This is a genomic window from Flavobacterium sp. 28YEA47A (genome assembly GCF_041262125.1).
Taxonomy (GTDB): Bacteria; Bacteroidota; Bacteroidia; order Flavobacteriales; family Flavobacteriaceae; genus Flavobacterium.
In genome coordinates this window covers 418155-444803 of the sequence record NZ_JBGCCI010000002.1, presented here as the reverse complement: position 1 = coordinate 444803, position 26649 = coordinate 418155, and the positions used below count along the sequence as shown (strand labels likewise).

At 37.3% G+C, this 26649-nt stretch carries 17 protein-coding genes; 13 read left to right on the top strand and 4 right to left on the bottom strand.

Annotation, left to right across the window (positions count from 1 at the left end):
* Window positions 1-490 precede the first annotated feature (490 nt).
* Both ABH942_RS04455 and ABH942_RS04450 read left to right on the top strand, forming a co-directional pair.
* Entirely contained in the window at window positions 491-1420 is a 930-nt protein-coding gene (locus ABH942_RS04455; RefSeq protein ID WP_140001514.1) for a PfkB family carbohydrate kinase, read from the top strand.
* 155 nt (window positions 1421-1575) lie between these two features.
* Window positions 1576-3474, top strand: a complete 1899-nt coding sequence (locus ABH942_RS04450; RefSeq protein ID WP_370029773.1) for an amidophosphoribosyltransferase — start codon at window positions 1576-1578, stop codon at window positions 3472-3474.
* A 457-nt stretch (window positions 3475-3931) separates the two neighbouring features.
* Here the strand turns inward: ABH942_RS04450 and ABH942_RS04445 are convergent, their stop codons facing one another.
* Entirely contained in the window at window positions 3932-4540 is a 609-nt protein-coding gene (locus ABH942_RS04445) for a superoxide dismutase (RefSeq protein ID WP_370029772.1), read from the bottom strand.
* Window positions 4541-4783: 243 nt separating this feature from the next.
* Here ABH942_RS04445 and ABH942_RS04440 point away from each other — a divergent pair, with 243 nt between their 5' ends.
* From ABH942_RS04440 to ABH942_RS04420, 5 genes are all read left to right on the top strand, one after another.
* Window positions 4784-6286, top strand: a complete 1503-nt coding sequence (locus ABH942_RS04440; protein ID WP_370029771.1) for a hypothetical protein — start codon at window positions 4784-4786, stop codon at window positions 6284-6286.
* Window position 6287: 1 nt separating this feature from the next.
* Entirely contained in the window at window positions 6288-9443 is a 3156-nt protein-coding gene (locus ABH942_RS04435) for a UvrD-helicase domain-containing protein (protein WP_370029770.1), read from the top strand.
* Window positions 9444-9511: 68 nt separating this feature from the next.
* The gene (gene kbl, locus ABH942_RS04430) at window positions 9512-10717 is read left to right on the top strand and encodes a glycine C-acetyltransferase (RefSeq protein ID WP_370029769.1); all 1206 of its coding nucleotides are present in this window, start codon (window positions 9512-9514) and stop codon (window positions 10715-10717) included.
* A 98-nt stretch (window positions 10718-10815) separates the two neighbouring features.
* On the top strand, window positions 10816-12225 hold the full coding sequence (locus ABH942_RS04425) for an OmpA family protein (RefSeq protein ID WP_370029768.1): 1410 nt from the start codon (window positions 10816-10818) through the stop codon (window positions 12223-12225).
* A gap of 62 nt (window positions 12226-12287) precedes the next feature.
* Window positions 12288-15044, top strand: a complete 2757-nt coding sequence (locus ABH942_RS04420) for a PD-(D/E)XK nuclease family protein (RefSeq protein WP_370029767.1) — start codon at window positions 12288-12290, stop codon at window positions 15042-15044.
* On the opposite strand, the gene ABH942_RS04415 is transcribed toward ABH942_RS04420, so the two are convergent.
* From ABH942_RS04415 to ABH942_RS04405, 3 genes are all read right to left on the bottom strand, one after another.
* A complete protein-coding gene (locus ABH942_RS04415) occupies window positions 15041-15823 on the bottom strand; it encodes an alpha/beta fold hydrolase (RefSeq protein ID WP_370029766.1) in 783 nt (260 codons plus the stop codon). The two genes, ABH942_RS04420 and ABH942_RS04415, sit on opposite strands and share 4 nt — an antisense overlap.
* A 183-nt stretch (window positions 15824-16006) precedes the next feature.
* A complete protein-coding gene (locus ABH942_RS04410) occupies window positions 16007-17299 on the bottom strand; it encodes an aminopeptidase P family protein (RefSeq protein ID WP_370029765.1) in 1293 nt (430 codons plus the stop codon).
* Between the two features lie 71 nt (window positions 17300-17370).
* A complete protein-coding gene (locus ABH942_RS04405) occupies window positions 17371-17961 on the bottom strand; it encodes a Crp/Fnr family transcriptional regulator (protein ID WP_370029764.1) in 591 nt (196 codons plus the stop codon).
* Between the two features lie 210 nt (window positions 17962-18171).
* Here ABH942_RS04405 and ABH942_RS04400 point away from each other — a divergent pair, with 210 nt between their 5' ends.
* From ABH942_RS04400 to ABH942_RS04375, 6 genes are all read left to right on the top strand, one after another.
* Window positions 18172-19023, top strand: coding sequence for a ChaN family lipoprotein (locus ABH942_RS04400; RefSeq protein WP_370029763.1), 852 nt, complete (start codon window positions 18172-18174; stop codon window positions 19021-19023).
* A 229-nt stretch (window positions 19024-19252) separates the two neighbouring features.
* On the top strand, window positions 19253-20089 hold the full coding sequence (locus tag ABH942_RS04395) for a succinate dehydrogenase cytochrome b subunit (protein WP_370029762.1): 837 nt from the start codon (window positions 19253-19255) through the stop codon (window positions 20087-20089).
* Window positions 20090-20103: 14 nt separating this feature from the next.
* Window positions 20104-22113, top strand: coding sequence for a fumarate reductase/succinate dehydrogenase flavoprotein subunit (locus ABH942_RS04390; RefSeq protein WP_370029761.1), 2010 nt, complete (start codon window positions 20104-20106; stop codon window positions 22111-22113).
* 8 nt (window positions 22114-22121) lie between these two features.
* Window positions 22122-22883, top strand: a complete 762-nt coding sequence (locus ABH942_RS04385) for a succinate dehydrogenase/fumarate reductase iron-sulfur subunit (protein ID WP_370029760.1) — start codon at window positions 22122-22124, stop codon at window positions 22881-22883.
* Window positions 22884-23021: 138 nt separating this feature from the next.
* Entirely contained in the window at window positions 23022-25820 is a 2799-nt protein-coding gene (locus tag ABH942_RS04380) for a GH92 family glycosyl hydrolase (RefSeq protein ID WP_370029759.1), read from the top strand.
* A gap of 67 nt (window positions 25821-25887) precedes the next feature.
* On the top strand, window positions 25888-26649 hold the full coding sequence (locus ABH942_RS04375; RefSeq protein WP_370029758.1) for an amidohydrolase: 762 nt from the start codon (window positions 25888-25890) through the stop codon (window positions 26647-26649).

The following is a 26649-nucleotide window of genomic DNA, read 5'->3' as shown; positions in this document are numbered from 1 at the left end:
TTGTGCGTGGAGCGCACCGGTGCAGAGCATGGCGCATAGTCCGGCAGCTGCCAGGCGTGCCGGGAAGTTTTTTTTGAGGGTCATATGTCTGTCTTATATTAAGTTAAGTACTGTTAATTTGTCTTAAAACGCAAAGAAAGAAATTTTTATTATGGAAATATAACAATTCGTAAATAAAAATATATTTTTTACAAACCTATGGTATATTCGAAAATCTTCCATTAGAGAAATATGTAAAAATTGTTAAGGTTCCGTGAGGCAAATATAATTACTGTAATATTATATTCAAATAAATAGATGAAATATTTCTTTTATAACATGAAAATAATACTATTTATTTAATCTCAGTCACTCCCTAAAGATAGTCACTCGCTGAAACACAAGACGATAAAGTTTGTAATGGGAAAATCTTTAAAAACTTTATAAAATAACAACATTGCATGTTTGCAAGTTATAAAGTATCTTTGCGCCTTAATTCGAAAATCTAAATATGAATAAATTACTGATTGTTGGAACAGTTGCTTTCGACGCTATAGAAACTCCTTTTGGAAAGACAGATAAAATTTTAGGTGGAGCAGGAACTTATATCGGATTATCCGCTTCTTTTTTTAACCTTAAATCTGCCATAGTTTCTGTTGTGGGCGACGATTTTCCTCAAGAGTATTTGGATTTGCTGACAGAAAGAAATATTGATATTTCAGGATTGGAAATCGTAAAAGGAGGCAAGACGTTCTTTTGGAGCGGACGCTACCACAACGATCTTAATTCCAGAGATACACTAGATACACAATTAAATACATTGGCGGATTTTCAACCAAAAGTTCCTCAGGATTTTAAAGATGCCGATGTTGTAATGTTAGGCAACCTGCACCCGTTGGTTCAGGCGAGCGTTTTGGATCAGATGGAGAAAAAACCAAAGTTAGTTGTTTTGGATACAATGAACTTTTGGATGGATTGCGCATTACCGGAATTGTTGGAAGTGATGAAACGTATTGACGTTATTACTATCAACGATGAAGAAGCAAGACAACTTACCGGAGAATATTCTTTGGTAAAAGCAGCAGCAAAAATCCATACTATGGGCCCGGAATATGTAGTAATTAAAAAAGGAGAACACGGAGCTTTGCTTTTCCACGGTAAGGAAATTTTCTTTGCACCGGCATTGCCATTAGAAGAAGTTTTCGATCCAACCGGAGCTGGAGATACATTTGCAGGAGGATTTGCGGGATTTATTACACAGAGCGAAAACGTGTCCTTTAAGAATATGAAAAATGCAATCATTTACGGTTCGAACTTAGCTTCTTTCTGTGTCGAAAAATTTGGAACAGAAAGAATGGAGAACTTGAAAAAAACAGAAGTGGTGGAAAGACTGCAACAGTTCAAGGCTCTCACCCAGTTCGACATCGTATTGGAAGAATAGCGGATAAGACCGAAGCCTCATAATGGGGCTTTTTTTATTTATATAAGAAAGTTTTTATGTCATATAAAACTTTATAACTGCCACAAAGACCTGAAAAACAAATTGGTACAAGAATTGCTTTAATAACACGACAACTACAACAACACAACAACACAATGAGCGACGCTTTAAAACACGAGTGTGGTATAGCCCTTTTAAGATTAAAGAAACCGTTAGAGTTTTATAAAGAAAAATACGGTTCGGCATTTTATGGAGTACAAAAAATGTACCTCCTAATGGAAAAACAGCACAATAGAGGGCAAGATGGAGCGGGTTTTGCCAGTATCAAATTTGATGTAGAGCCTGGTGAAAGATACATCAGCCGTGTTAGGTCTAATGACCCACAGCCAATTCAGGATGTCTTTGCTCAAATCAATGCCCGTATCAATGATGAATTGTCCAATCACCCGGAATATGCAGAGAGCGTAGCCCTTCAGAAAAAAAACATACCCTATATAGGTGAGCTTTTTCTGGGACACGTACGTTATGGAACTTTTGGAAAAAACAGCATAGAAAGCGTACACCCGTTTTTGCGTCAGAACAACTGGATGCACAGGAATCTTATTGTAGCCGGAAACTTCAACATGACCAATGTAAAGGAGCTTTTTGATAGCTTGGTTGAATTAGGGCAGCATCCTAAAGAAATGGCAGATACTGTTACTGTAATGGAAAAGATAGGCCACTTTCTTGATGATGAAGTAACGGGTCTTTATCAGGATTGCAAAAACGAAGGCTATTCCAAAAGAGATGCTTCTCCTATTATAGCTGAAAGATTAGATGTTGCAAAAATACTCCGAAGAGCCTCAAAAGGCTGGGATGGCGGTTATGCAATGGCCGGTCTTTTTGGTCATGGCGATGCTTTTGTTTTTAGAGATCCAGCAGGAATTCGTCCGGCTTATTTCTATGAAGATGATGAAATTACAGTGGTTGCTTCTGAAAGACCAGTAATACAGACTGTTTTTAACGTGCCGTTTGACAAAGTACAAGAACTTGATCCGGGACACGCCTTGATTATCAAGAAAAACGGTAAAGTATCTAAAGAAGAAATTATTGTTCCGGTAGAAAAGAAAGCCTGTTCTTTTGAAAGGATTTATTTTTCAAGAGGAAGCGATGCGGAAATCTACCAGGAAAGAAAAGATTTAGGAAAATTGATTCTTCCAGCTGTATTGGAAGCCATCGATCAAGATACAGACAATACGGTTTTCTCTTATATTCCGAACACGGCCGAAACTTCATTTTATGGTATGGTAGAAGCAGCTCAGGATTTTCTTAACCAAAGAAAAAATAACTACATACTCGAAAACAGAAATACGCTGACTAAGGAAACGTTGCAACAATTACTTGCTGTAAAAATTCGTACGGAAAAAGTAGCCATCAAGGATGCCAAGCTACGTACGTTTATTACTGAAGATAGCAGTCGTGATGATTTGGTTGCCCATGTTTATGATGTAACTTATGGTGTAATTAAGCCGGATGATAACCTTGTTATTATTGACGACAGTATTGTAAGAGGAACTACGCTTAAGAAAAGTATCCTTAAAATGATGGACAGGCTGAATCCTAAAAAGATTGTAATTGTATCTTCGGCACCACAAATTCGCTATCCGGACTGTTATGGTATCGATATGGCTAAATTGGAAGGGTTGATAGCTTTTCAGGCAGCTTTGGAACTTTTAAAAGAAAGAAACCTGTACCATATCGTAGACGAAGTTTATGCGAAATGCAAAGCGCAGGAAAACTTCAAGGATACGGATGTAGTCAATTATGTTAATGAAATATATGCTCCGTTTCAGCCAGAGGAAATCTCAGACAAGATTGCCCAGATGTTGAGTTCAGAAGATATAAAGGCAGAAGTAAAAATCATCTTCCAATCTGTGGAAAACCTGCATATTGCCTGTCCTAAAAACTTGGGCGATTGGTATTTTACCGGAAATTACCCAACACCGGGAGGGAACAGAGTGGTTAATAGAGCCTTTATGAATTTTTATGAAGGAAAAGACTCAAGAGCATACTAAAAGTAAATGAAATAATGCAGTTGGTCGACTTTATGAAATAGTTAATCTATTTAATTTTGTCGGTTGAAGCAAATTACCTTATATTTGGAGGACCATAGCATTAGTAGGTTAAGTTTATGGTAGATTTGGGGCAAAAAGGGTGGAAGCAATTCCGCCTTTTTTATTTTATAAATTTTGCCATCTCCAACAAACACTCGGGCTCCCGAAGATTAAAGGTCAATTTCTTAAGTCAATTTCCGCACTTTATCGATTATTTATACGCTTCAACAGAAATAGTTGCAAGACAATACAAACACGCGTACTTTCGTAGGACCATAGCATTAGTAGGTTAAGTTTATGGTAGATTTGGGGCAAAAAGGGTGGAAGTAATTCCACCTTTTTTATTTTACAATAGTTTTAAAAATAAAAACGCCCTGAGTGATCAGGACGTTTTCTCGTTAAAATAAGGGGGAAAATATTATTTCTCCATAGCATATCTTCTCGCAACCTCTTCCCAATTAATTACATTGAAAAAAGCCTCGATATAATCAGGTCTTCTGTTTTGATAGTTTAGGTAGTATGCATGTTCCCATACATCCATTCCTAATATTGGCGTTCCGCCGCAACCAACATCCGGCATTAAAGGATTGTCCTGGTTAGGAGTACCGCAAACATCAAGCTTGCCGCCTTTATGAACACAAAGCCATGCCCATCCTGAACCAAACTGAGTTGCTCCAGCTTTTGAGAATTTCGCTTTGAACTCTTCAAAAGTTCCAAAATCTCTTTCGATAGCATCCAAAAGATCTCCTTTTGGAAGACCACCGCCGTTTGGAGACATTACTTTCCAGAATAAATTGTGGTTATAAAAACCACCACCATTGTTTCTTACAGCTGCATTCTTTTTATCAAGATTGATAAGGATATTTTCAATAGTCAAACCATCTAGGTCTGTGCCTTGAATAGCCGCATTCAGGTTGGTTGTGTATGCATTATGATGCTTTGTATAATGGATTTCCATTGTTCTTGCATCAATGTGCGGTTCTAGTGCATCATATGCGTACGGTAATTTTGGTAATTCAAAAGCCATAGTATATATTTTTATTCAGATTAATAAATATTTTATTCAAATTTAAACATTTAACTTTGGAATAAGAAATACTATTTTGTTATAATTACATTGGTGAAAATGATAATATCCTAGAAAACACAGGAAATCAGGCAAAAAAACTGCATTTTTAAAAAAGAAATCACATAAAATAATAACAAAAAGACACAAAAACTCGTTTTAGTTGTATGTGCAACAAACAATTTTGTTTATTAAAGTTAACCTATGAAAATCCCTCATTTTTTCTTTCTGTTCCTTTTGATTAGCTTCTCCGCTTGTACAAAATATGCATATAACAAACCTAAAATCTCAAACGAAACCCTAAAGGTTACAAAGAAAATCAAAAAAATAAATGTTGTTATGGATGAAGCCGTTGGAGCAGCGGGAATGATGCCTGAACAATATACGAATTTTACAAAACTAAGAGAAATAGCTACTCTAAAAGAATTGATAGCTTTAACAAATCATCCAAATACAACTGTAAGATGTTATGCGTTTAGCGCCTTAGTATCAGATGAAAAGTTAAAAGGATCTATTGATCTGTTTAAAATAGTAAAAAATCACATTTACGATTATGAGCCAGTCAGTACCCAGTTTGGCTGTGTTGTAAACGATATGTCAGTATCAGATTTTTTTATAAGTAGGGTAATAGGAAGAGATTATGAGGAAGATTTTTATAAATATAAGCTAAATAATCAGCAACAAAGAGAAATAGATAGCCTGCTTATTCTAAGTAAAAATGATTCCTATGCCAGACAAAATGCAATACAATCTTTGGAAATCAATGCTCAGAATTATGCTTTGCTCAGAACATTAGTAACTGAAGAAAAGAACAATGCTGCATTGCCAAAACTTGCCGCATATAAAAAAGAAGAAGACCTACAACTTATTCTGGACTTTTATAAAACCAAAACAGATACAAATGAGGAAGAGAAATTGCATGCTTTCTACCTTGCAATTCAGGAATTTCCGCATCCTATTTTTTTATCTCTTTTAAAGGAAGAACAAAGCAATGCTTTTGATGAAGAGTATTATAGTGAAGAATGGAGACTGCTTTATGAAATAATAGCCGGATATAAAAATCGAGAAGCATTGGAACTGCTCCAATTGCCTTTTACAAAAGTTGTTTCCCCTGATATTAGAAAATACCATCTTGTTTTTATGTTTACTGCAATAATGGATTTTCCTACTCCTCTTTATGATTCGTTGTTGTGGGAACTTTGGGAGAAAGAGAATGTCAGCACGCTTGAATCTATTAACCATTTGATGGATTTGGATTCACAAAGAGCTTATAAGGATATAAGAAAAGAATTTGGGATAACGACAGAAATTAAAAATTCCAATCTCAATCTTGACAGAAAGGAATTTGGAGAGATGGAATACAAGCAAGAATTAATGCTGAACCTATTAATAGAAAATGAAAAAGAAATTGCATTTGAAGTAATCAGTAATGAAATAAGACAAACAAAGGTGTGTTTTCGATTGTACTGTGGTTATGCTTTAAAATATAAAACACCGATATTTGTAGAGTCACTCATGGAAAGATTAAGGGCTGAAAAAAATGCGCATTTCTATCTGGAAGCTGTAAAAACATTATTTGGCTATAATGACGATGCTATTAATACAGAAATTGTCAAGACATTGGCTGTTAATAAAAACCTTACAGAAGGTTGGGGCGGTGCAGAATTAAAAGGAATGTTGTTAGAGAAAAAACTGATAAAAGAATAAAATGCACAAAACCGCATTTACATTATATGACGCTTCAGCCGGTTCCGGAAAAACTTTTACGCTGGTAAAAGAATACCTGAAGATACTTCTGACGTCGTCTAAAAACGATGCCTACAGGAATATCCTTGCTATTACGTTTACCAATAAGGCTGTGGGCGAGATGAAAAGCAGGATTGTTTCCAGTCTTTCGGAATTTGCCAAAGACGAGCCCAGTCCGAAAGCTGTAGAGCTTATGGAGGCCATACAGCAGGAAACCACGCTGAATGCAATCGATATCAAAATAAAAGCCAGACAGATTATCAAAAATATCATCCACAATTATGCTTCGTTTGATATTTCCACAATCGACAAATTTACCCATAAAGTTATCCGTGCCTTTGCGCATGATTTGGGTTTGCCTATTACTTTTGACGTTTCGTTAGAAACAGACAATCTTTTGACAGAAGCTGTAGACGCCATCATAGCGCAAGCCGGAGAAGATGAAACGCTTACCAAGCTCTTGGTAGATTTCACGATGGAAAAGACGGATGATGACAAAAGCTGGGACGTGACAAGAGAAATCCTCGATACCGGAAAGCTCCTGCTCAATGAAAACAACCGGAATGAAATTGTCCATTTCCAGGATAAATCCATTTTGGAATTCGTAGAAATAAAAAAGAAAATACAGAAGGTCGTTAATGACCTCGAAGCAGAATGTGTGGTTTTGGTACAAGAAGCCATTTCTGTAATAACAGCAGCCGGAATCGATGAAAAATCCTTTTCAGGGGGCTATTTTCCAAAACACCTGCAAAGTATCAAAGAAGGCAAGTTCAATTCAAGAAACAAAACCTATCACGAAGCCGAAGACATAAAAATAAACAAGACCGCAAAAGACAAGGATGCAATTGAAGGTATTATTCCGGAGCTGCTTTCGCTTTTGAAACACGTTTATACAAATCAGGAAAGAATAGCTTTTTATACAGCTTTCCTGAAAAATATCACGCCACTGTCCTTATTAAATACTGTAAGTCAGGAACTGTCAAAAATTCAGAAAGAGCAAAATATCTTGTCTATTTCGGAATTCAACGCCATTATCTATAAAGAAATCCAGAACCAGCCAGCACCATTCATTTATGAAAGACTGGGCGAAAAATACAAGCACTTTTTTATAGACGAATTTCAGGATACTTCAGAAATGCAATGGCAGAACCTTATTCCGCTAATTGATAATGCGCTTTCGAGCGAAGACTTGCAGGGTGAAAGAGGCTCGCTTATGATTGTAGGCGACCCGAAACAGTCTATTTACCGCTGGCGTGGTGGTAAGGCAGAACAATTTATTGAATTGGGCAAAGACCATAACCCGTTTAATAATCCGGATAAGAAAATCGAACATCTCGACAGGAATTTCAGAAGCTATTCAGAAATTATCCAATTCAATAATGATTTTTTTAAGATGATTTCCGGACAGTTTGCCAATCCGGACTATAAAGATCTTTACGAAAACCACAGCCATCAGAAACACAATTCTAAGATGGGAGGCTATATCAATATTTCCTTCCTCCCGAAAATAGAAAAAACAGAAGGCGATGATGAAGAAACTCCGGATAAAACCAGGCAGTATGTACAGGCAACGCTTGTTGCTATCAAAAAATCGCTTTCAAAAGGATTTGATTATAATGACATAGCCATCCTGACCCGAAGACGAGATCAGGGAATCGCGATGGCCGGCTATCTGACCGAGCAGGGAATACCCATACTTTCTTCAGAAACCCTGATGATTGGAAATGCTACCGAAGTAATTTTTATATTGAATGTGCTTCGTTACTTAAACAACAGCAGCAATCTCGAAGCAAAAGCCTACCTCTTACAATATATTGGTGAATACGTACAGCAACAACTTCCGGTGCACGATTTTATTTTTCAGGGTATGGAAAATAAGAATGAAAAAGAGTTCGAAAATTGGCTGATGACGTTTGATATTTCGCTGTCGTTTCAGGAACTCAGAAGAAAATCATTGTACGAAACGGTAGAAAGTATCGTCTCAAAATTCATAAACCTCAAACAGAACAATGCCTATATTCAGTATTTTCTGGATTTGGTGCTGGAGCGGGATATTAAAAATCAGGCTGGAATTACGGATTTTCTTTCCTATTGGGATAAAAACGGACATAAATTCAGCATTCCTTCTCCCGAAGGAAAAAATGCAGTCCGCATTCTAACCATTCACAAATCAAAAGGACTGGAATTTCCGGTAGTGATTTTTCCGTTTGCAGAAGAAGACTATTCCAGAAGACCTAAAGACAAATTATGGCTTGACAGTGAAGACACTATTTCTGAACTGCCACGTGTGCTGATTGACAACAGCAGTGCCGTTGAAGGTTTTGGAGAAGAAGCCTCTTTGGTTTACCAGCAAAAAAAACAAGAAGATCTGCTTGACAACGTCAACGTACTATACGTGGCGTTAACTCGTGCCGAAGAACAGCTTTATATCATCTCGAGCATGAACCTTTCAGTAAAAGGAGAATTGCCTAAAAACAATATGGCGCTCTTTTTTATCAACTATCTGGAACAATTTTCCGATTTCGATATCCAAAAGCACGAATATGAAATTGGAAGTCCGGAAAGAATTTCTCGCGAAAGCAGTAGCATAGAAGAAGCGATGAAGATTCCTTTTGTTAAGGAAATCCTGAATCCGAAAAATATAAAAATTGCCCAACGTGAATCGTTGATGTGGGGAACACACCAGCAAAAAGCGATTGAGTACGGAAACATTGTCCATGAAATACTGTCGTATGTTCGGACCGCTTCTGATGTTGGATTGGCGCTGGCGAAAGCAATAGAAAACGGACTGATTGTTGAAAACCAGCAAGAAGAAGTTTCCAAAACCCTGCATTTGATATTGAACCATCCGGAACTTGCCGATTATTTTGCTGACGGCAACAGCGTCATGAACGAACAGACAATTATCAGGAAAGAAGGAACGCCAGTCAAACCGGACCGTATGGTTATGGCGCAAGATAATAAGGTATACCTGCTTGATTATAAAACAGGTTCGCACAATCAGAAATACCAGCAGCAGTTGGAAGCCTATGAACAGGCCATTGAAAAAATGGGATTTCAGGTTGCCAAAAAAGCATTAGTATATATTGGAGAAGAAGTAAATGTAGTAAATTTGTAAAGTCAAGAAGAAAAGCCATTTGTCTGAAGATAGCTGGCATCGAATAATAAAAACCAAATACAAAAAATATGTACGGAAAAATCCAACAGTATCTGCAAGATGAATTGCAAACCATAGAAGACAATGGGATTTTCAAAAAAGAAAGAATAATTACTTCGCCTCAAGGAGCAGAAATCACTATCTCAACAGGAGAAAAAGTATTAAACTTCTGTGCGAATAACTACCTTGGGTTGTCGTCACATCCGGAAGTAGTTCAGGCGGCCAAAGATGCCTTGGATACGCATGGCTTTGGAATGTCGTCTGTTCGTTTTATCTGTGGAACGCAAGATATTCATAAAACTTTAGAAAAAAAGATAGCTGATTTCTACGGAACAGAAGATACAATCTTATATGCAGCAGCTTTTGATGCTAACGGAGGTGTTTTCGAACCTTTATTTGGAGAAAATGACGCAATTATATCAGACTCATTAAACCATGCGTCTATTATTGATGGTGTTCGTTTGTGTAAGGCAGCTCGCTACCGTTATGAAAACAGCAACATGGAAGATTTGGAGCAACAGCTGATTAAAGCGAACGAAGCCGGTCACCGTTTCAAGATTATTGTTACTGATGGTGTTTTCTCAATGGACGGATTGGTGGCTCCATTAGACAAGATTTGCGACCTGGCTGACAAATATGATGCTTTGGTTATGGTAGACGAATGTCATGCTGCCGGATTCATAGGTGCTACCGGAAAAGGAACTTTGGAAGCCAAAGGTGTAATGGGAAGAGTAGATATCATAACCGGAACACTTGGAAAAGCCTTAGGAGGTGCTATGGGTGGTTATACAACAGCTAAAAAAGAAATCATTGAACTATTGCGTCAGCGTTCAAGACCTTATTTGTTTTCAAATTCATTAGCGCCATCAATTGTAGGTGCATCAATCAAAGTTTTTGAGCTTTTAGAAAAGGATACTACTTTGAGAGATAAACTGGAATGGAATACCAATTATTTTAAAAAAGGAATGAAAGATGCAGGTTTTGATATCATTGATGGAGACTCAGCAATCGTTCCTGTGATGCTTTATGACGCCAAATTATCACAAAATATGGCTAATGAATTGTTAAAAGAAGGGATTTATGTAATAGGATTTTTCTTTCCTGTGGTTCCAAGAGACAAAGCGAGAATAAGAGTACAACTTTCTGCAGCGCATACAAAAGAGCACTTAGATGCTGCTATTCAGGCATTTACGTCTGTAGGAAAAAGGTTAAAAGTAATAGGAACAGACTTTTAACTAAATTTGAGTTAATTTTTTAACATAAATCTTTGTAATTACCTTTTAACATATTACTTTTGTCTTAATTAACGTATTGTAATCTAATAAAATTAAGTATGAAACATCTAAACAAAATTTTTGCTGCTATGTTGTTAGCTGTAGGCTTAAATGCCAATGCGCAGGATAGCGACAATCCATGGGCTATTTCCTTTGGAGCTAATGCTGTAGATACAAGATTTAGTGCAGCTAAGAAATTTGAAGATCAGTTTTCGAATTTTTTCAATGTAAAAGAAAACTGGAACATTTTGCCTTCAGTTTCTTATTTGAATGTATCTAGATACGTAGGTTCTGGATTCACTTTCGGTGTAACAGGATCTGTGAACAGAATTGATAAATTTGTGAATAAAGTTCCTGGTACTTTAAACACTTTTGAAGCTACTAATCCAGGTGATTTGACGTATTACGCAGTTGACGGTGTCATCAAGTACAGCTTCATGAACTTGATCGGTTCTAAAGTTATCGATCCTTATGCTCACGTTGGTGGAGGTTACACTTTCTTTGGTGACGCTAGCTATGGAACAGTAAATGGAGGTTTAGGTTTGACTTTATGGTTTACAGAAACTGTAGGTTTGACACTTCAATCTACTTACAAACATTCATTTGATAATGATTTAAGACGTCCAAACGGAGATGTTCCAACTCACATCCAGCACTTTGCAGGTCTTACTTTCAAATTTGGAGGTAAAGATACTGACGGTGACGGAATCTATGACAAAGATGATGCTTGTCCAGACCAAGCTGGTCTAAAACAATTCCAAGGATGTCCTGATACTGATGGTGATGGTATTCCTGACAAAGATGACGCTTGTCCAGAAGTTGCTGGTTTAGCAGCATTCCAAGGATGTCCTGATACTGACGGTGACGGTATTCCTGATAAAGACGATGCTTGTCCAAATGAGCCAGGTACTAAAGCTATGAACGGATGTCCAGACAGAGACGGTGACGGTGTTGCTGACAATGTTGACAAATGTCCAGAAGTTAAAGGACCAAAAGAAAACGGTGGATGCCCATGGCCAGATAGAGACGGTGACGGTGTATTCGATAAAGATGACAGATGTCCAGATGTAAAAGGTACAGTTGCTAACCACGGTTGTCCAGAAATCTCTGAAGAGCAAGTTAACAAATTGAATGCTTACGCTAAAACTATCTTGTTCAACAGTGGTAAAGCTACTTTCAAACCAGAAACTATGCCAGTATTGGAAGCTATCAACGCTATCCTTAAAGAATACCCAACTTCAAGATTCTCTATTGAAGGACACACTGACAGTGACGGTTCTAACGCGTTAAACCAAACGCTTTCTGAAAACAGAGCTGCAGCAGTTAAAAACTTCTTGATTGAAAATGGAATCGAATCTTCTAGACTAAGATCTACAGGTTTTGGTGAAACTAGACCAATCGATACTAACAAAACTGCTAAAGGTAAAGCTAACAACAGAAGAGTTGAAGTGAAATTGATCAAAGATTAATTTTAACCTAAATAGTTTTAAAAACGCCTCGATTTATCGGGGCGTTTTTTTATTTTTATCCTATGGCAGAAACTACATTTTTAGATAAAATCGCTTCTATAATACTGGACGGGAGTATACATTCCTTATCTGATCTGGTGGTAGTATTGCCAAACAAAAGAGCAAAGGTTTTCCTGATCGAAGCACTTAGAAATAAGACAGAGAACACCATTTTAGCTCCGCAGATTATCAGCATAGAAGATTTTATCCAGGATATTGCCGGAATTCGTTCTATTGACAATATTGAGCTCGTATTTGAATTCTATGAAGTCTATCTGGGAATCACCGATAAAGAAAAGCAGCAGCCTTTTGAATTGTTTGCCAATTGGGCCAAAACCTTATTGCAGGATTTTAATGAAATAGACAGATATCTGTTGGAGCCTAACCATGTGCTTTCCTATCTCAAAGACATCGAAGACATCAAACACTGGTCTGTTGATGCTGAGAAAAGAACGCCCATGATTGATAATTATCTTCAATTCTGGAGTCTGCTTCCAAAATATTATGAAGCATTGTATAGCCATCTTTTAAATAAAGGAATAGGTTATCAGGGTTTGATTTATAGGGAATCAGTCAACAATCTGAATCATTTCTCAAATGCTATCGGTACTAAAGAATTTCTTTTTGCAGGATTTAATGCATTAAATGCTTCCGAAGAAAAAATCGTACAACATTTACTGGCAACAGAAAAAGCCAGAATTTTTTGGGATGCCGATGAAACTTTCCTGAACGATCCGTTTCATGATGCAGGATTGTTTTTAAGACGTTTTAAAGAAAGCTGGAAACATTACAAGAGCCATCCTTTTGAATGGATTGTAGACGATTTTAAGCAGCATAAGAATATACAAGTCATTGGTACGCCCAAAACCATTGGACAGGCCAAGATAGCTGGGAAAATAGTAGAAGAATACGCCAAAGGAGAAAACACGCTAAATAAAACCGCTGTAGTTCTTGGAGAAGAAAATCTTTTGGTGCCATTGCTATATTCTTTGCCGGCTTCTGTATCGGCTCTGAACATTACAATGGGATATTCAGGAAAAAACAACCCTGCCCAAATTCTGGTAGCAAAGCTGTTCAGGCTACATTCGAATGCGCTTTCCAGAAATCCGAACAGTTATGTTTTCTACTACAAAGATGTTTTGGACGTGCTGACACATCCGTTAGTAGAACCTTATTCGAAAACATCTGATTTGGTAAACACCATCAATCAGAACAACTATACATTTATTACTTACAATAAGCTTTTTGAACTGAATCAGTCCCAAAGCGATTTGTTTTTATTGTTATTCCATAAATGGGATAATGGCTGTATGTCGGTTTTGGAAACAATCTCCAATCTCCTGCTCCAGATCAAATCTAATTTGAGCAGTGATGACGAAGGAGAAAAAATTACAAAAGCATTCGTATATTCGATTTTCAAGGTAATTAATAAGCTCATGAATTATTATTCAAAACATAAGCATATTGATACCATAGAAACTCTTTTTGCGATTTACAAGCAGATTATTGACCTTGCCGAAGTCTCTTTTGAAGGTGAGCCGCTTAACGGGTTGCAGATTATGGGAGTTTTGGAAAGCCGTGTTTTGGATTTTGAAACAGTCATCGTGACTTCCATGAACGAAGGAAAATTTCCGGCCGGAAAATCTCAAAATTCGTTTATTCCATATGATGTGAAACGAGAACTGGGACTGCCAACATTCAAGGAGAAAGATGCAATCTACACCTATCACTTTTATCATTTACTGCAAAGGGCAAAAAACATCTATCTGCTTTACAATACAGAAAGCGAAGGATTGGACGGGGGAGAAAAAAGCAGATTCATTACCCAGCTAGAAGTGGAAAAACAAAAAAACCACAATATCACGCATGAAATATATAACGCTGCTTTGCCAGATGTTGCTTATCGTCCGATAATAATCCCAAAATCGGAAAGCGTAATGTTACGCCTTAAAGAAATTGCGGAAAAAGGCTTTTCGCCTTCGGCTTTAACAAGCTATATCCGGAACCCGATACAGTTTTATATGCAGAAAATTCTTCGCATTAGAGAAGTAGAAGAAGTGGAAGAGAATATTGCCTTGAATACGCTGGGAACAATCATACACGAAACCTTGCGCGTTTTATACGAACCTTATATTGGTAAATTTTTATCTGCTAATGATATCAAAAATTGCATAAAGCTGATTGATGATGAAGTGCTGAAGCAATTTAAGATTGTTTACAAAGAAGGGGAAATCAAAAAAGGACGAAACCTGCTTGCTTTTGAAGTGGCTAAAAGAAACGTCCTTAATTTCCTGAAACTGGAATTACAGGAAATCGAAAATGGCGATGCCGTAAAAATAATTGCTCTGGAGCAAACGTATGAAAGGCTTTTGGAACATCCTAAATTGCCGTATCCTGTATTGATTAAAGGAAATGTAGACAGGATAGAACAGCGAAACGGAAAAATCAGGATTATCGATTATAAAACGGGTAAAGTTGATGGTAAGGAAGTGGCGCTAAAGCAATGGGAGAAGCTCACAGAGGAAATAAAAAATGACAAGATTATTCAGGTATTGGCATATGCTTTTATGTATGAACCCAATTTGGAAGGACAAGAAATGGAAGTTGGGATTATTTCATTCAAAAACCTGAAATCGGGCTTCTTGCCGTTCCTTTTCAAAATAGACAAAACTGAAATTTCTATTATAAACGAAGAAATATCCAGCAGCTATATCGAGCAGATGGTCTTGCTTTTAAATGAAATCTTAGATAAGGATATTCCGTTTAGGGAGAAATTCTAAATAGTTTTAAAGAAATCCAGTAACTCTTTCTTCAGTTTCTCGCGGTTTTCAATCGGACTCATATGTCCGTCAGGAAAAGAGAGCAGTTTTGCTGAAGTGTTCTCTATCTGGTCGATAGTTTCTCCATAATTTAAAACCGGATCGCTTTTGCCAAGAACCAGCAAAATAGGATACGGTGCAAAATGCAAAATGACTTCTCTGTCTTTTCTGATTTTCATGCCTTCTAAAGAAGCTACTATTCCTTGCAATGGAGTTTTTAAAGCCTCTTCTTTTACATTTTCAATTTCAGAAGCCAGTCTTTCGCGATTGTTTTCGCTGAACAGATTAGCGATAGAAAGGCGTACAAAATTAGTATAGTTCTGTTTTACAGCCTTAATGGCCCGGTCGCGGTTCGCTTTGCGTTCGTCGCTATCGGCTCTGGATGTTGAATTGAGCAACACAATTCCTTTAACAGCATCAGGATACAATTCTGCAAAAGCCAGTGCAACATAACCGCCCATGGAGTGTCCTACAAAAGCCGCTTTTCTAACTTTTAGTTCCGATAATACCGCATGAACAGCATCGGCATTATCTTCCATAGAATGAATATAACCCATAGGTTCTGTCGCTCCATGACCTAATAAATCAATACAGATAATTCGGTATTTTTTAGAAAACTCAGGAACAAAATACGCCCACATCGTGCTGTTTTCCAAAAAACCATGAAGGAATACAATAGCTGTTCCCTTTCCGGAATCAGAATAAGAAATGGTCGTGTTTTTATAGGTTATCTGTTTCAAGCCGCTTATTTTGTTTTGCAAAGGTAAATTCCTTTTTCGTTAGATTATATTTTTTTGCCACAGATTAAAGGATTTTAATGATTTCAGATTTAATCAGTAACAAAAAAAGCAGCCCGCAATCAGCAAGCCGCTTTCAAAAATCTTAAATCTGTGATCAGAAATCCAAAGTCCTAAATCCAAAATCTATTGATTCATCAAACTTTCAATCTCTTCAATTTCAATAGGAATATTTCGCATTAAGTTGAACGGCTCACCGCTTTGTTGTACGACTACGTTATCTTCCAGTCGGATACCAAAACCTTCAGCAGGAATATAGATTCCCGGCTCTACGGTAAATACCATGTTCGCTTGCATTGGCTCGTGAAGCAATCCATAATCATGCGTATCCAGTCCCATGTGGTGAGAAGTTCCATGCATAAAATATTTTTTATAAGCCGGCCAATCTGGATTTTCATTTTGAACATCGGCTTTGTCAATAAGTCCTAATCCTAATAATTCAGACGTCATCAGTTTGCCAACTTCTACATGATATTGTTTCCAAAGAGTTCCTGGAACAAGCATTTTGGTAGCCTCATTTTTTACTCTCAACACCGCATTATAAACCGCTTTCTGTCTGTCTGTATAACGTCCGGAAACAGGAATTGTTCTTGATAAATCGCTGGAATAGTTAGCATATTCTGCCGCAACATCAAGCAATATCAAATCGCCGGCTTTACATTGCTGGTTGTTCTCGATATAGTGCAATACGTTTGCATTATTTCCTGAGGCAATAATAGGCGTATAAGCAAAGCCTTTAGAGCGGTTTCTGATAAACTCGTGAATTAATTCGGCTTCAATCTCATATTCCGTTACGTTAGGTTTTACAAATGACAATAACCTTCTGAATCCTTTTTCCGTAATATTACAAGCCTGCTGGATCAAATCGATTTCTTCACTTTCCTTAACTGAACGAAGACGTTGTAGAATTGGATTTGATTTTTCCACCTTATGAGCAGGATAGTTTTCTTTCCACCATTTTACAAAACGAGCCTCACGGGTTTCAGTTTCAATCGTAGCGCGGTAATGCTCGTTAGTATTGATGTAAATAGTGTCTGAATACGCCATGATTTCTTTCAAGGTCTTATTGAAATCTTGCAACCAAATTATGGTCTTGATTCCAGAGACTTCAAAAGCTCTTTCTTTAGTCAGTTTTTCGCCTTCCCAAATAGCAATATGTTCGTTTGTTTCTTTCAGGAAAAGAATTTCTTTTAAGTGCTCATACGGAGCGTCAGGAAAAAGAAGCAGTATGCTTTCTTCCTGATCGATGCCACTTAAATAGAAAATATCTCTATGCTGTGCAAAAGGCAGGGTACTGTCAGCAGAAACTGGATAAATATCGTTAGAATTAAAAACAGCAACGCTGTTTGGTTTCATTTGAGACGTGAACTTTTGACGGTTTTTAATAAAAAGCTGACGGTCTATTTGATGGTATTTCATAAATAAATGCTTTTGAAGATTGTATTTTCAAAAGTAGCGAAAGATATTTTTTGGCAAGTAGCCAAATGGCGTTATTTTACATTTTTTCGGATACGGCTCATGTGTCGGGAAGAAATTCCGAGAAAAGAAGATAAATAATGCAAAGGAACCTCTTGAAGCAATTTGGGTTCTGTCGAAAGCAATTTACGATAACGTTCTTCCGGAGATAAGGTTAGGAGGTCAATACGATAATCGTCAATAAGGCAAAGCTGTTTTTCAATCAGGTTGTAATAAAACTGATGAAAAGCCTCGTTATTTTCAATCAGGTTTTTAAAAGTAGGAAGGTCAACAATCCATAATCCGCAGTCAGAAATTGCCTTGATGCTTTTACGGGAAGGCTTTCCGAATAAAAAACTGTTTAAGGAACTTGTGACAGAATTACGCAAAGCCAGATAGGTTGTTTTTTCTTCACCGTCAACTACTATGGCATGTTGGAGAATGCCACTTTCGATATAACAGAAGTGTTGGCAGATTTCGCCTTCCTTTACAAAAAAGTCGTTTTTCTTTAAAGGCAGGTAGGTAAATGCATTTTTTGATTTTTCAAGTAGCTCCGGGAATGAATCATCATCGGTATTGGAAAATACCGTGAGATAGTCTAGGAAAATGGATGGAGCTGTTTTCATAAAGGCAAAATTACCTAAAAATAGTTAAGCTGACGAGTTGGTATCTTGCATTTTATAATAAAATAAGGCAATTTCAGTAATGGCAAACAGCAGATAATAGGATTTTTACAGATTTAAAACCGGGCTTTCGAGAAATTGGCAATTCGGTATTTTCATTTTGCCATCGGTCAATTTATGGCTATTTTAGCCCAGGATTTTAAAACACATAAAATGAAATATTTTTTCTACATAGCTGCTTTTTTCATTTCGTTCAATTTAGTGGCCCAAGACAAACTTCCGTATCAGTTATATGACAAAAACGGAAAGAAAACCACGTATAAAAAAATGTTGAAATCGGCAGAAAATGCTGAAGTTGTTTTGTTTGGTGAACATCATGATAACTCTGTAGTGCATTGGCTTCAGCTTGAATTCACTAAAGATTTGGCTGAAAAAAAACCATTGGTTCTTGGGGCTGAAATGATAGAAGCCGATAACCAGAAGCAATTGAACCAATATCTGAAAGGAGAAATCAATCAAAAAGCATTCGATACTTTGGCAAGACTTTGGAACAACCATAAAACAGACTATAAGCCGTTGGTGGATTTTGCAAAATCTAAAAATCTGACTTTTGTAGCGGCAAATATCCCAAGAAGATATGCCAGTCTGGTATACAAACAAGGTTTTGAAGCACTGGATAAATTATCTGCTGAAGAAAAGACATGGATAGCGCCTTTACCGATAGCTTACGATAAGAATCTTCCAGGATATGTGAAAATGCTTGAAATGATGGGCGACCACGCTCACGAAAATATGCCAAAAGCACAAGCAGTAAAAGATGCTACTATGGCTTATTTTATTTCAAAAAACCTAAAGCCAAATACGGTTTTTGTACACTACAACGGTACTTATCATAGCGATAATTTTGAGGGAATCAATTGGTATTTGAAACGTGAAAATCCAAATTTGAAAATCATGACTATTGCTACGGTTTCTCAAAAAGACATTTCAAAAATCGAAAAAGAAAATCTAAAGCTCGCCGATTTTATAATCGTGACAGACGAAGATGTGACAAAAACTTTTTAAAAATAACAGAAATCTGACTGATTTTAAAGCAATTGGAAGGCCTGTTTTTTTAGATTTATTTTTCTTTTAAGAATTATTCGGGTTTAAAATTATTGGAAATGAAATTTTAAGCCCGATTTACTGCAAAAGATATCCACTTTATACTGATTATAAATAGTTCGAAAAGGTTGTAGTTAATTTGAATATGCCTTATTTTTGTGTGATTTTTTAAAACACACAAACAACTCTTATGGCAAAATCTGCAATCTTAAAGTCATCCCTGGCAAAAAAGTACTGGATGGCTCTAACAGGTTTATTTTTATGCTTGTTTTTGGTAGGACATTTAGCTGGAAACTTGCAATTGATTTTTAGCGATGCATCTCATTTCAATCAATATGCATTGTTTATGACTACAAATCCGGCAGTAAAGTTATTGTCTTATCTGACTTACATTTCTATTCTTTTTCATGCAATTGATGGTATTATGTTGACTGTTCAAAACAGAAAAGCAAGACCTATCCGATATGCAATGGAAAATCCTTCAGCAAATTCGGCTTGGGCATCAAGAAACATGGCGGTTTTAGGAACCTTGATTTTGGTTTTCATCGTGACGCACATGGTTAACTTCTGGGCAGTAATGCATTTTGATGAAAAGATGCCTTTAGAAACAGTACAGGTAGATTATGAGGGCAAGACCTATGATTTTTATGTGACTCAGAACACAGGAAAAGATAAATATATTCCTGTAGAATTGGAAAATTCAGGTTTGGAAATCAGAAACCGTACAGAATTTTACGATAAAGTAGGTAATTTAAAAATAGCCGATGGATATAAAGATTTGCATAAAATTACCTTTGCATTTTTCAAAGATGCAAAATATGGTTTAATTGCAACAATACTATACGTAATTGCAATGTTTGTATTGTCTTTCCACTTGTTGCATGGCTTTGCCAGCGCATTCCAATCTTTAGGAGCAAATAACCCAAAATATAACGGATTAATTAAAGGCTTCGGAAAAGCCTTTGCAGTTATCGTGCCGCTTCTTTTTGCGATTATTCCGATTTACATTCACTTTTTTGCTAAATAACACACAAACAAGATATGAGTTTAGATTCTAAAATTCCAGAAGGACATATATCAGAAAAATGGACTAACCACAAAGATCATCTTAAATTGGTAGCGCCTAATAACAGGCCTAAAATTGATGTGATTGTTGTTGGAACAGGCTTGGCTGGAGCTTCTGCTGCTGCTTCTTTAGGCGAGATGGGATATAATGTGAAAGCATTCTGTTTCCAGGATTCTCCACGTAGAGCCCACTCAATTGCTGCTCAGGGAGGTATCAATGCCGCTAAAAATTACCAAAACGATGGCGATAGTATTTATCGCTTATTCTACGATACGATTAAAGGAGGAGATTACCGTGCAAGAGAAGCAAACGTTCACCGTCTTGCTGAAGTTTCCGGAAATATCATCGACCAGTGCGTGGCACAAGGAGTACCTTTTGCACGTGATTATGGCGGATTGCTAGACAACCGTTCTTTTGGTGGAACGCAGGTACAGCGTACTTTTTATGCTGCCGGACAAACCGGACAGCAGTTGCTTTTAGGAGCTTATTCTGCCCTGTCAAGACAAATTGGTTTAGGACGTGTAGAAATGTTCAACCGTCATGAAATGCTTGACTTGGTAAAAGTTGACGGAAAAGCAAGAGGAATCATTGCCCGTAACCTGATTACCGGTGAAATCGAAAGACATTCTGCACATGCCGTTATCATTGCTTCTGGAGGATACGGAAATGTATATTTCCTTTCTACGAATGCAATGGGAAGTAACGTGACCGCAGCATGGAAAATCCACAAACAGGGAGCTTATTTTGCTAACCCTTGTTATGTGCAGATTCACCCAACCTGTATTCCGGTTCACGGAACTAACCAATCGAAACTGACTTTGATGTCGGAATCATTGCGAAACTCAGGAAGAATCTGGGTGCCTAAAAAGAAAGAAGATGCTGAAGCAATTCGTGCCGGGAAATTAAAACCGACACAAATCGCTGAAGAAGATAGAGATTACTACTTAGAAAGAAGATACCCTGCGTTTGGTAATCTTGTTCCTCGTGACGTGGCTTCAAGAGCAGCAAAAGAGCGTTGCGATGCCGGTTATGGGATTGAGGCGAATGATACAAATGAAGGAGTTTACCTTGATTTTGCTTCTGAAATTCAAAGCAAAGGTCGCCAGACAGCTTATGCACAAGGAAATCACCATCCTACAGATGAAGAAGTAATCAAGCTTGGAAAACAATGGGTGGAAGAAAAATACGGTAACCTTTTCCAGATGTATGAAAAAATTACTGACGAAAATCCGTATGAAACTCCAATGAAAATTTATCCTGCCGTTCACTATACAATGGGTGGTGTATGGGTAGATTATAATTTGCAGTCTACAATTCCTGGGTGTTTCGTAGCCGGAGAAGCAAACTTCTCTGACCATGGTGCAAACAGACTTGGAGCTTCTGCTTTGATGCAAGGATTGGCTGACGGATATTTCGTATTGCCATACACGGTTTCAAACTATCTTGCTGATGAAATTCGTACCGGAAAAATAGCTACTAATACGCCAGAATTTGACGAGGCTGAAAAAAGAGTAAAAGACTCTATTAATTTCTTCCTTAACAACAATGGTACAAAATCAGTAGACCATTTCCACAAAGCTTTAGGAAACATTATGTGGAATAAAGTAGGGATGGGACGTAACGAGAAAGGACTGGCTGAAGCAGTGGAAGAAATTGATGCTCTACGTAAAGAATTCTACAAAGAAGTGTATGTTCCTGGAAGTGCAGATGAATTGAATCCTGAATTGGAAAAAGCACTTAGAGTAGCTGATTTCATGGAATTAGGACAATTGATGGCAATGGACGGTCTGCAAAGAAAAGAATCTTGTGGAGGACATTTCCGTGAAGAATACCAAGATGCAGAAGGAGAAACGCTTCGTGATGACGAAAACTTTAAGTTTGTTGGAGCTTGGGAATACAATGGAAGCGACATCAATAAAGAAGCGCTCCACAAGGAAGAACTGAATTATGAATTTATAAAAATTGCGGCTCGTAATTACAAATAATCACTACTATGGCTTCATCAAAATTTATAAACATAAACCTTAAAATTTGGCGTCAGAAAAACGCTAAAGAAAAAGGAAAAATCGAAACCTATAAACTAGATAACGTTTCAATTGAGAGCTCTTTCCTTGAAATGCTTGACCAGTTGAACGAACAGTTGGTTTCGGAAAGACAAGAACCAGTAGCTTTCGATCACGATTGCCGAGAAGGTATTTGTGGTATGTGCTCATTGTTTATCAACGGAAGAGCGCACGGGCCGGATACAGGAATCACAACTTGCCAGTTGCACATGCGTATGTTCAAAAACAACGATACGATTTATGTTGAACCATGGAGAAGTAAGGCTTTCCCGGTAATCAAAGATTTAGTTGTTGACCGTAGCGCATTTGACAGAATCCAGCAAGCTGGAGGATTTGTTTCCGTAAATACTTCTGGAAACACAATCGATGCCAATACGACACCAGTACCTAAACACGATGCTGACCGCGCTTTTGAAGCAGCTGCTTGTATTGGATGTGGTGCTTGTGTAGCTACTTGTAAAAATGGTTCTGCCATGCTTTTCGTTGGAGCAAAAGTATCTCAGTATGCATTGCTTCCACAAGGAAAAGTAGAAGCTACTCAACGTGTATTGAACATGGTTCGCCAGATGGATGAAGAAGGATTCGGAAACTGTACAAATACAGGAGCTTGTGAAGTAGAATGTCCAAAAGGAATTTCATTGGAAAACATTGCAAGAATGAATAGAGAATATTTGGCAGCGAGCTTGAAATAAGAATCGCCCAATAATCATAAAATAAAAAAGACGCATTTTTTAATGCGTCTTTTTTTATGAATTTCATACAAGGAGATAGAATCTGGTCAATATCCCTTTCTTGAAATATTCCTATATTTGGGAGACAAAACAAACACAATGAAATATTTCTCCTTCTTATTATTAATTTCTACACTATCATTCGCCCAAAATTATCAGCAATATGTCAATCCTATGATTGGAACCGGAGGCCACGGGCATACTTTTCCCGGAGCCACTTTGCCTTTCGGGATGGTACAACTTTCTCCTGATACCAGAATTGATGGAAGCTGGGACGGTTGTTCAGGCTATCATTATTCCGATAATGTAATTTATGGATTTTCGCATACGCATTTAAACGGTACCGGAGTTTCGGATTTTGGCGACATTATGCTAATGCCAACTATGGGCGAACCTTCTTTGGATAATAAGATTTATTCTTCAAAATTTTCGCATTCTAATGAAAAGGCAGCGGCAGGTTTCTATGCCGTAAAATTAGATAATGATAATATTGATGTGGCATTGACAGCTTCAACAAGAGTCGGATTTCATGAATATACTTTTAATAACTCTGGTCAGGCAAACATCATTCTAGATTTGAACCACCGCGACCATTTGCTTATGGGCGAAGTAAGGATTATCGACAATAAAACCATTGAAGTTTTAAGAAGAAGCGAAGCCTGGGCACGCGACCAATATGTGTTTTCAAGGATTGAATTCAATCAACCAATGACAATTACAAAGGTCAATAATAATGCTTTTGCACCTGCAAAAGTTACAGACCAGTTTTTTGCAGGAAGCCTTTTGGCAATAAGTTTTTCCAAACAGGTCAAAAAAGGAGAAAAACTGCTGGTAAAAGTCTCACTTTCGCCAACTTCTTATGAAGGAGCAAAACTCAATATGTCTGAAATAAACCATTGGGATTTCAAAAAAGTAAGAACAGAAGCAGAAAAACTATGGAATAAGGAGCTATCCAAAATAGAAGTAACATCGTCTGATAAGAATAAAATGGCAATCTTCTATACTGCGTTATATCATACGATGATGCAACCGAATATAGCGCAGGATATAGATGGAAAATACAGAGGACGCGACAATCAGATCCATACGGCACAGGGATTTGACTACTATTCGGTTTTTTCACTTTGGGATACTTTCCGTGCCGCCCATCCATTGTATACCTTAATCGATAAAAAACGAACCGCAGATTTTATCAATACCTTCCTGAAGCAATATGAACAAGGCGGCAGGCTGCCGGTTTGGGAATTGGCTTCTAATGAAACAGACTGCATGATCGGATACCATTCCGTTTCAGTAATGGCAGATGCAATGGCAAAAGGAATCAAAGGCTTTGATTATGAAAAAGCATTTGAAGCAGCTAAACATTCTGCAATGTTGGATCATTTGGGCTTAGAAGCCTACAAAAAGAATGGTTTTATCAGTATTGACGACGAACACGAAAGTGTTTCCAAAACTGTTGAATATGCCTATGACGACTGGTGCATTGCACAAATGGCCAAAATGCTCAATAAGCAGAAAGACTACGAGTATTTTATAAAACGCTCCCAGAATTGGAAAAATATTTTTGACTGGGAAACAGGATTTATGCGTCCAAAGAAAAATGGCGGCTGGGACAAGCCTTTTGATCCGAGAGAAGTAAATAATAATTTTACAGAAGGCAATTCATGGCAGTATTCCTTTTTCGTTTTGCAAGATGTTCCTGGTATGATTAAAGCCTATGGAGGAAAAGAAAAGTTTGAAGCCAAACTAGATGAAATGTTCAACAGTGAAAGCAAGACTACAGGACGCGAACAGGTTGACGTTACCGGATTGATTGGGCAATATGCTCATGGAAACGAACCAAGCCACCATATGGCCTATCTGTATAACTATATTGGCAAGCCTGAAAAAACTACTGCTAAGGTTCATTACATATTGAATGAATTTTATAAAAATACACCAGACGGATTGATTGGAAATGAAGACTGTGGACAGATGAGTGCGTGGTATGTTTTGAGTTCGATGGGAATGTATGCCGTGACACCTGGAAAAGCCGAATGGACATTTACAGAACCTTACTTTGACAAGATTAAGATCCATTTTGAGAACAATGAAGAATTGACTATTACAAAAAAAGCACACAAAGGCTACTTGAAAGAAGTGATGGCAAAAGCTCAAAAAGAAGATTTTCCTGAAATTACTCCGGTTCCCGTGATTGAAGCAGATAGCAAGTCGTTCAAAGATAAAATGAAAATAGAAATCGCTTCACAAAACTCGGGCGATGTCCTTTATTATGCAATAGAAAACGCTTCTAAACCATCTTCTGCTGAGCCAGCATGGAAGAAGTATACAAGTCCTTTAGAGGTTACAGAAACGGCTACAATCAAGGCTTATGCAGAAAGAAGTGGTAAAGCCAGTAATACAATTACTGCTACCTTCGTCAAAAAACCAAATGATTATACCATCACTATCAAATCCAAGTACAATCCGCAATACCATGCCGGAGGCGACGCTGGTTTGATTGATGGAATCTTAGGAAGCGAAAACTGGCGAAAAGGAGATTGGCAAGGTTATCAGGGACAAGATTTTGAAGCCACAATCGATTTAAGAAACAGCAAAAAAGTGACCTCGCTTTCTGCACGATTCTTGCAAGATTCCAGAGCATGGATTTTGATGCCTACTAAAGTTGAATTTTATACTTCAGATGATAACCAGAATTTCAAATTGGTCAAGACTATTGAAAACAAGTTGAATGCTAAAAATACAGATGTCCAAATTGCAGATTTTGAAACTACAATTCCTGAAACGAAAGCCAGGTATGTAAAAATAAAAGCCTACAAATATGGAAAACTTCCAGAATGGCATCAAGGTTTTGGAGGCGACGCCTTTATTTTTATAGACGAAATAACAATTAAATAAATTAATTACCATAACCCTGCCTGAGCTCAAAACTCAGGCAGGGTTATGGTGAGTTTTTAAAATAAAGATGAAAACTGTCCTAATCCAAGCGCCCTTAATTTGGGAAAATCCAAAAGCCAATCGGAATTATTTCGAAGAAAAAGTCAATTCAATCCAGGAAGCAGATCTGATTGTTCTTCCAGAAATGTTTACCACAGGCTTTACAATGAATCCATATGCCGTTGCTGAAACAATGGAAGGCGAAACACTTTTATGGTTAAAACATTGGGCGAAAAATAAAAATGCAGCGATAACAGGAAGCCTTATAATCATTGAAAACGATAATTACTACAATAGACTGGTTTTTGTTTTTCCTTCAGGGGAGGTTCAATATTACGATAAAAGACATCTTTTTTCTTTGGTAGGAGAAGAGAAAATCTATACTTCCGGACAACAAAAGTTAATAGTAGAATACAAAGGATGGAAAATCTGCCCACTGATTTGTTATGACCTGCGATTTCCGGTTTTTTCCAGAAATATAGAAAATTATGATTTGCTTCTCTATGTTGCGAATTGGCCAAAACTACGCATTAATGCCTGGGACATTTTGCTCAAAGCCCGTTCTGTTGAGAATATGTGTTATACAGTTGGAGTCAATAGAATTGGGTGGGACGAAAGCAATCATGAATATGTAGGACATTCACAAGTTATAGACTTTTTAGGAAATACAATGCTGGAACCTCAGGAATCTGAAGGCATTTTTATTGTAGATCTCGACAAAAATAAAATGCTAGAAATCCGGAAAAAGTTAGCGTTTTTGGACGATCGTGATTCTTTCGAAATACAATAG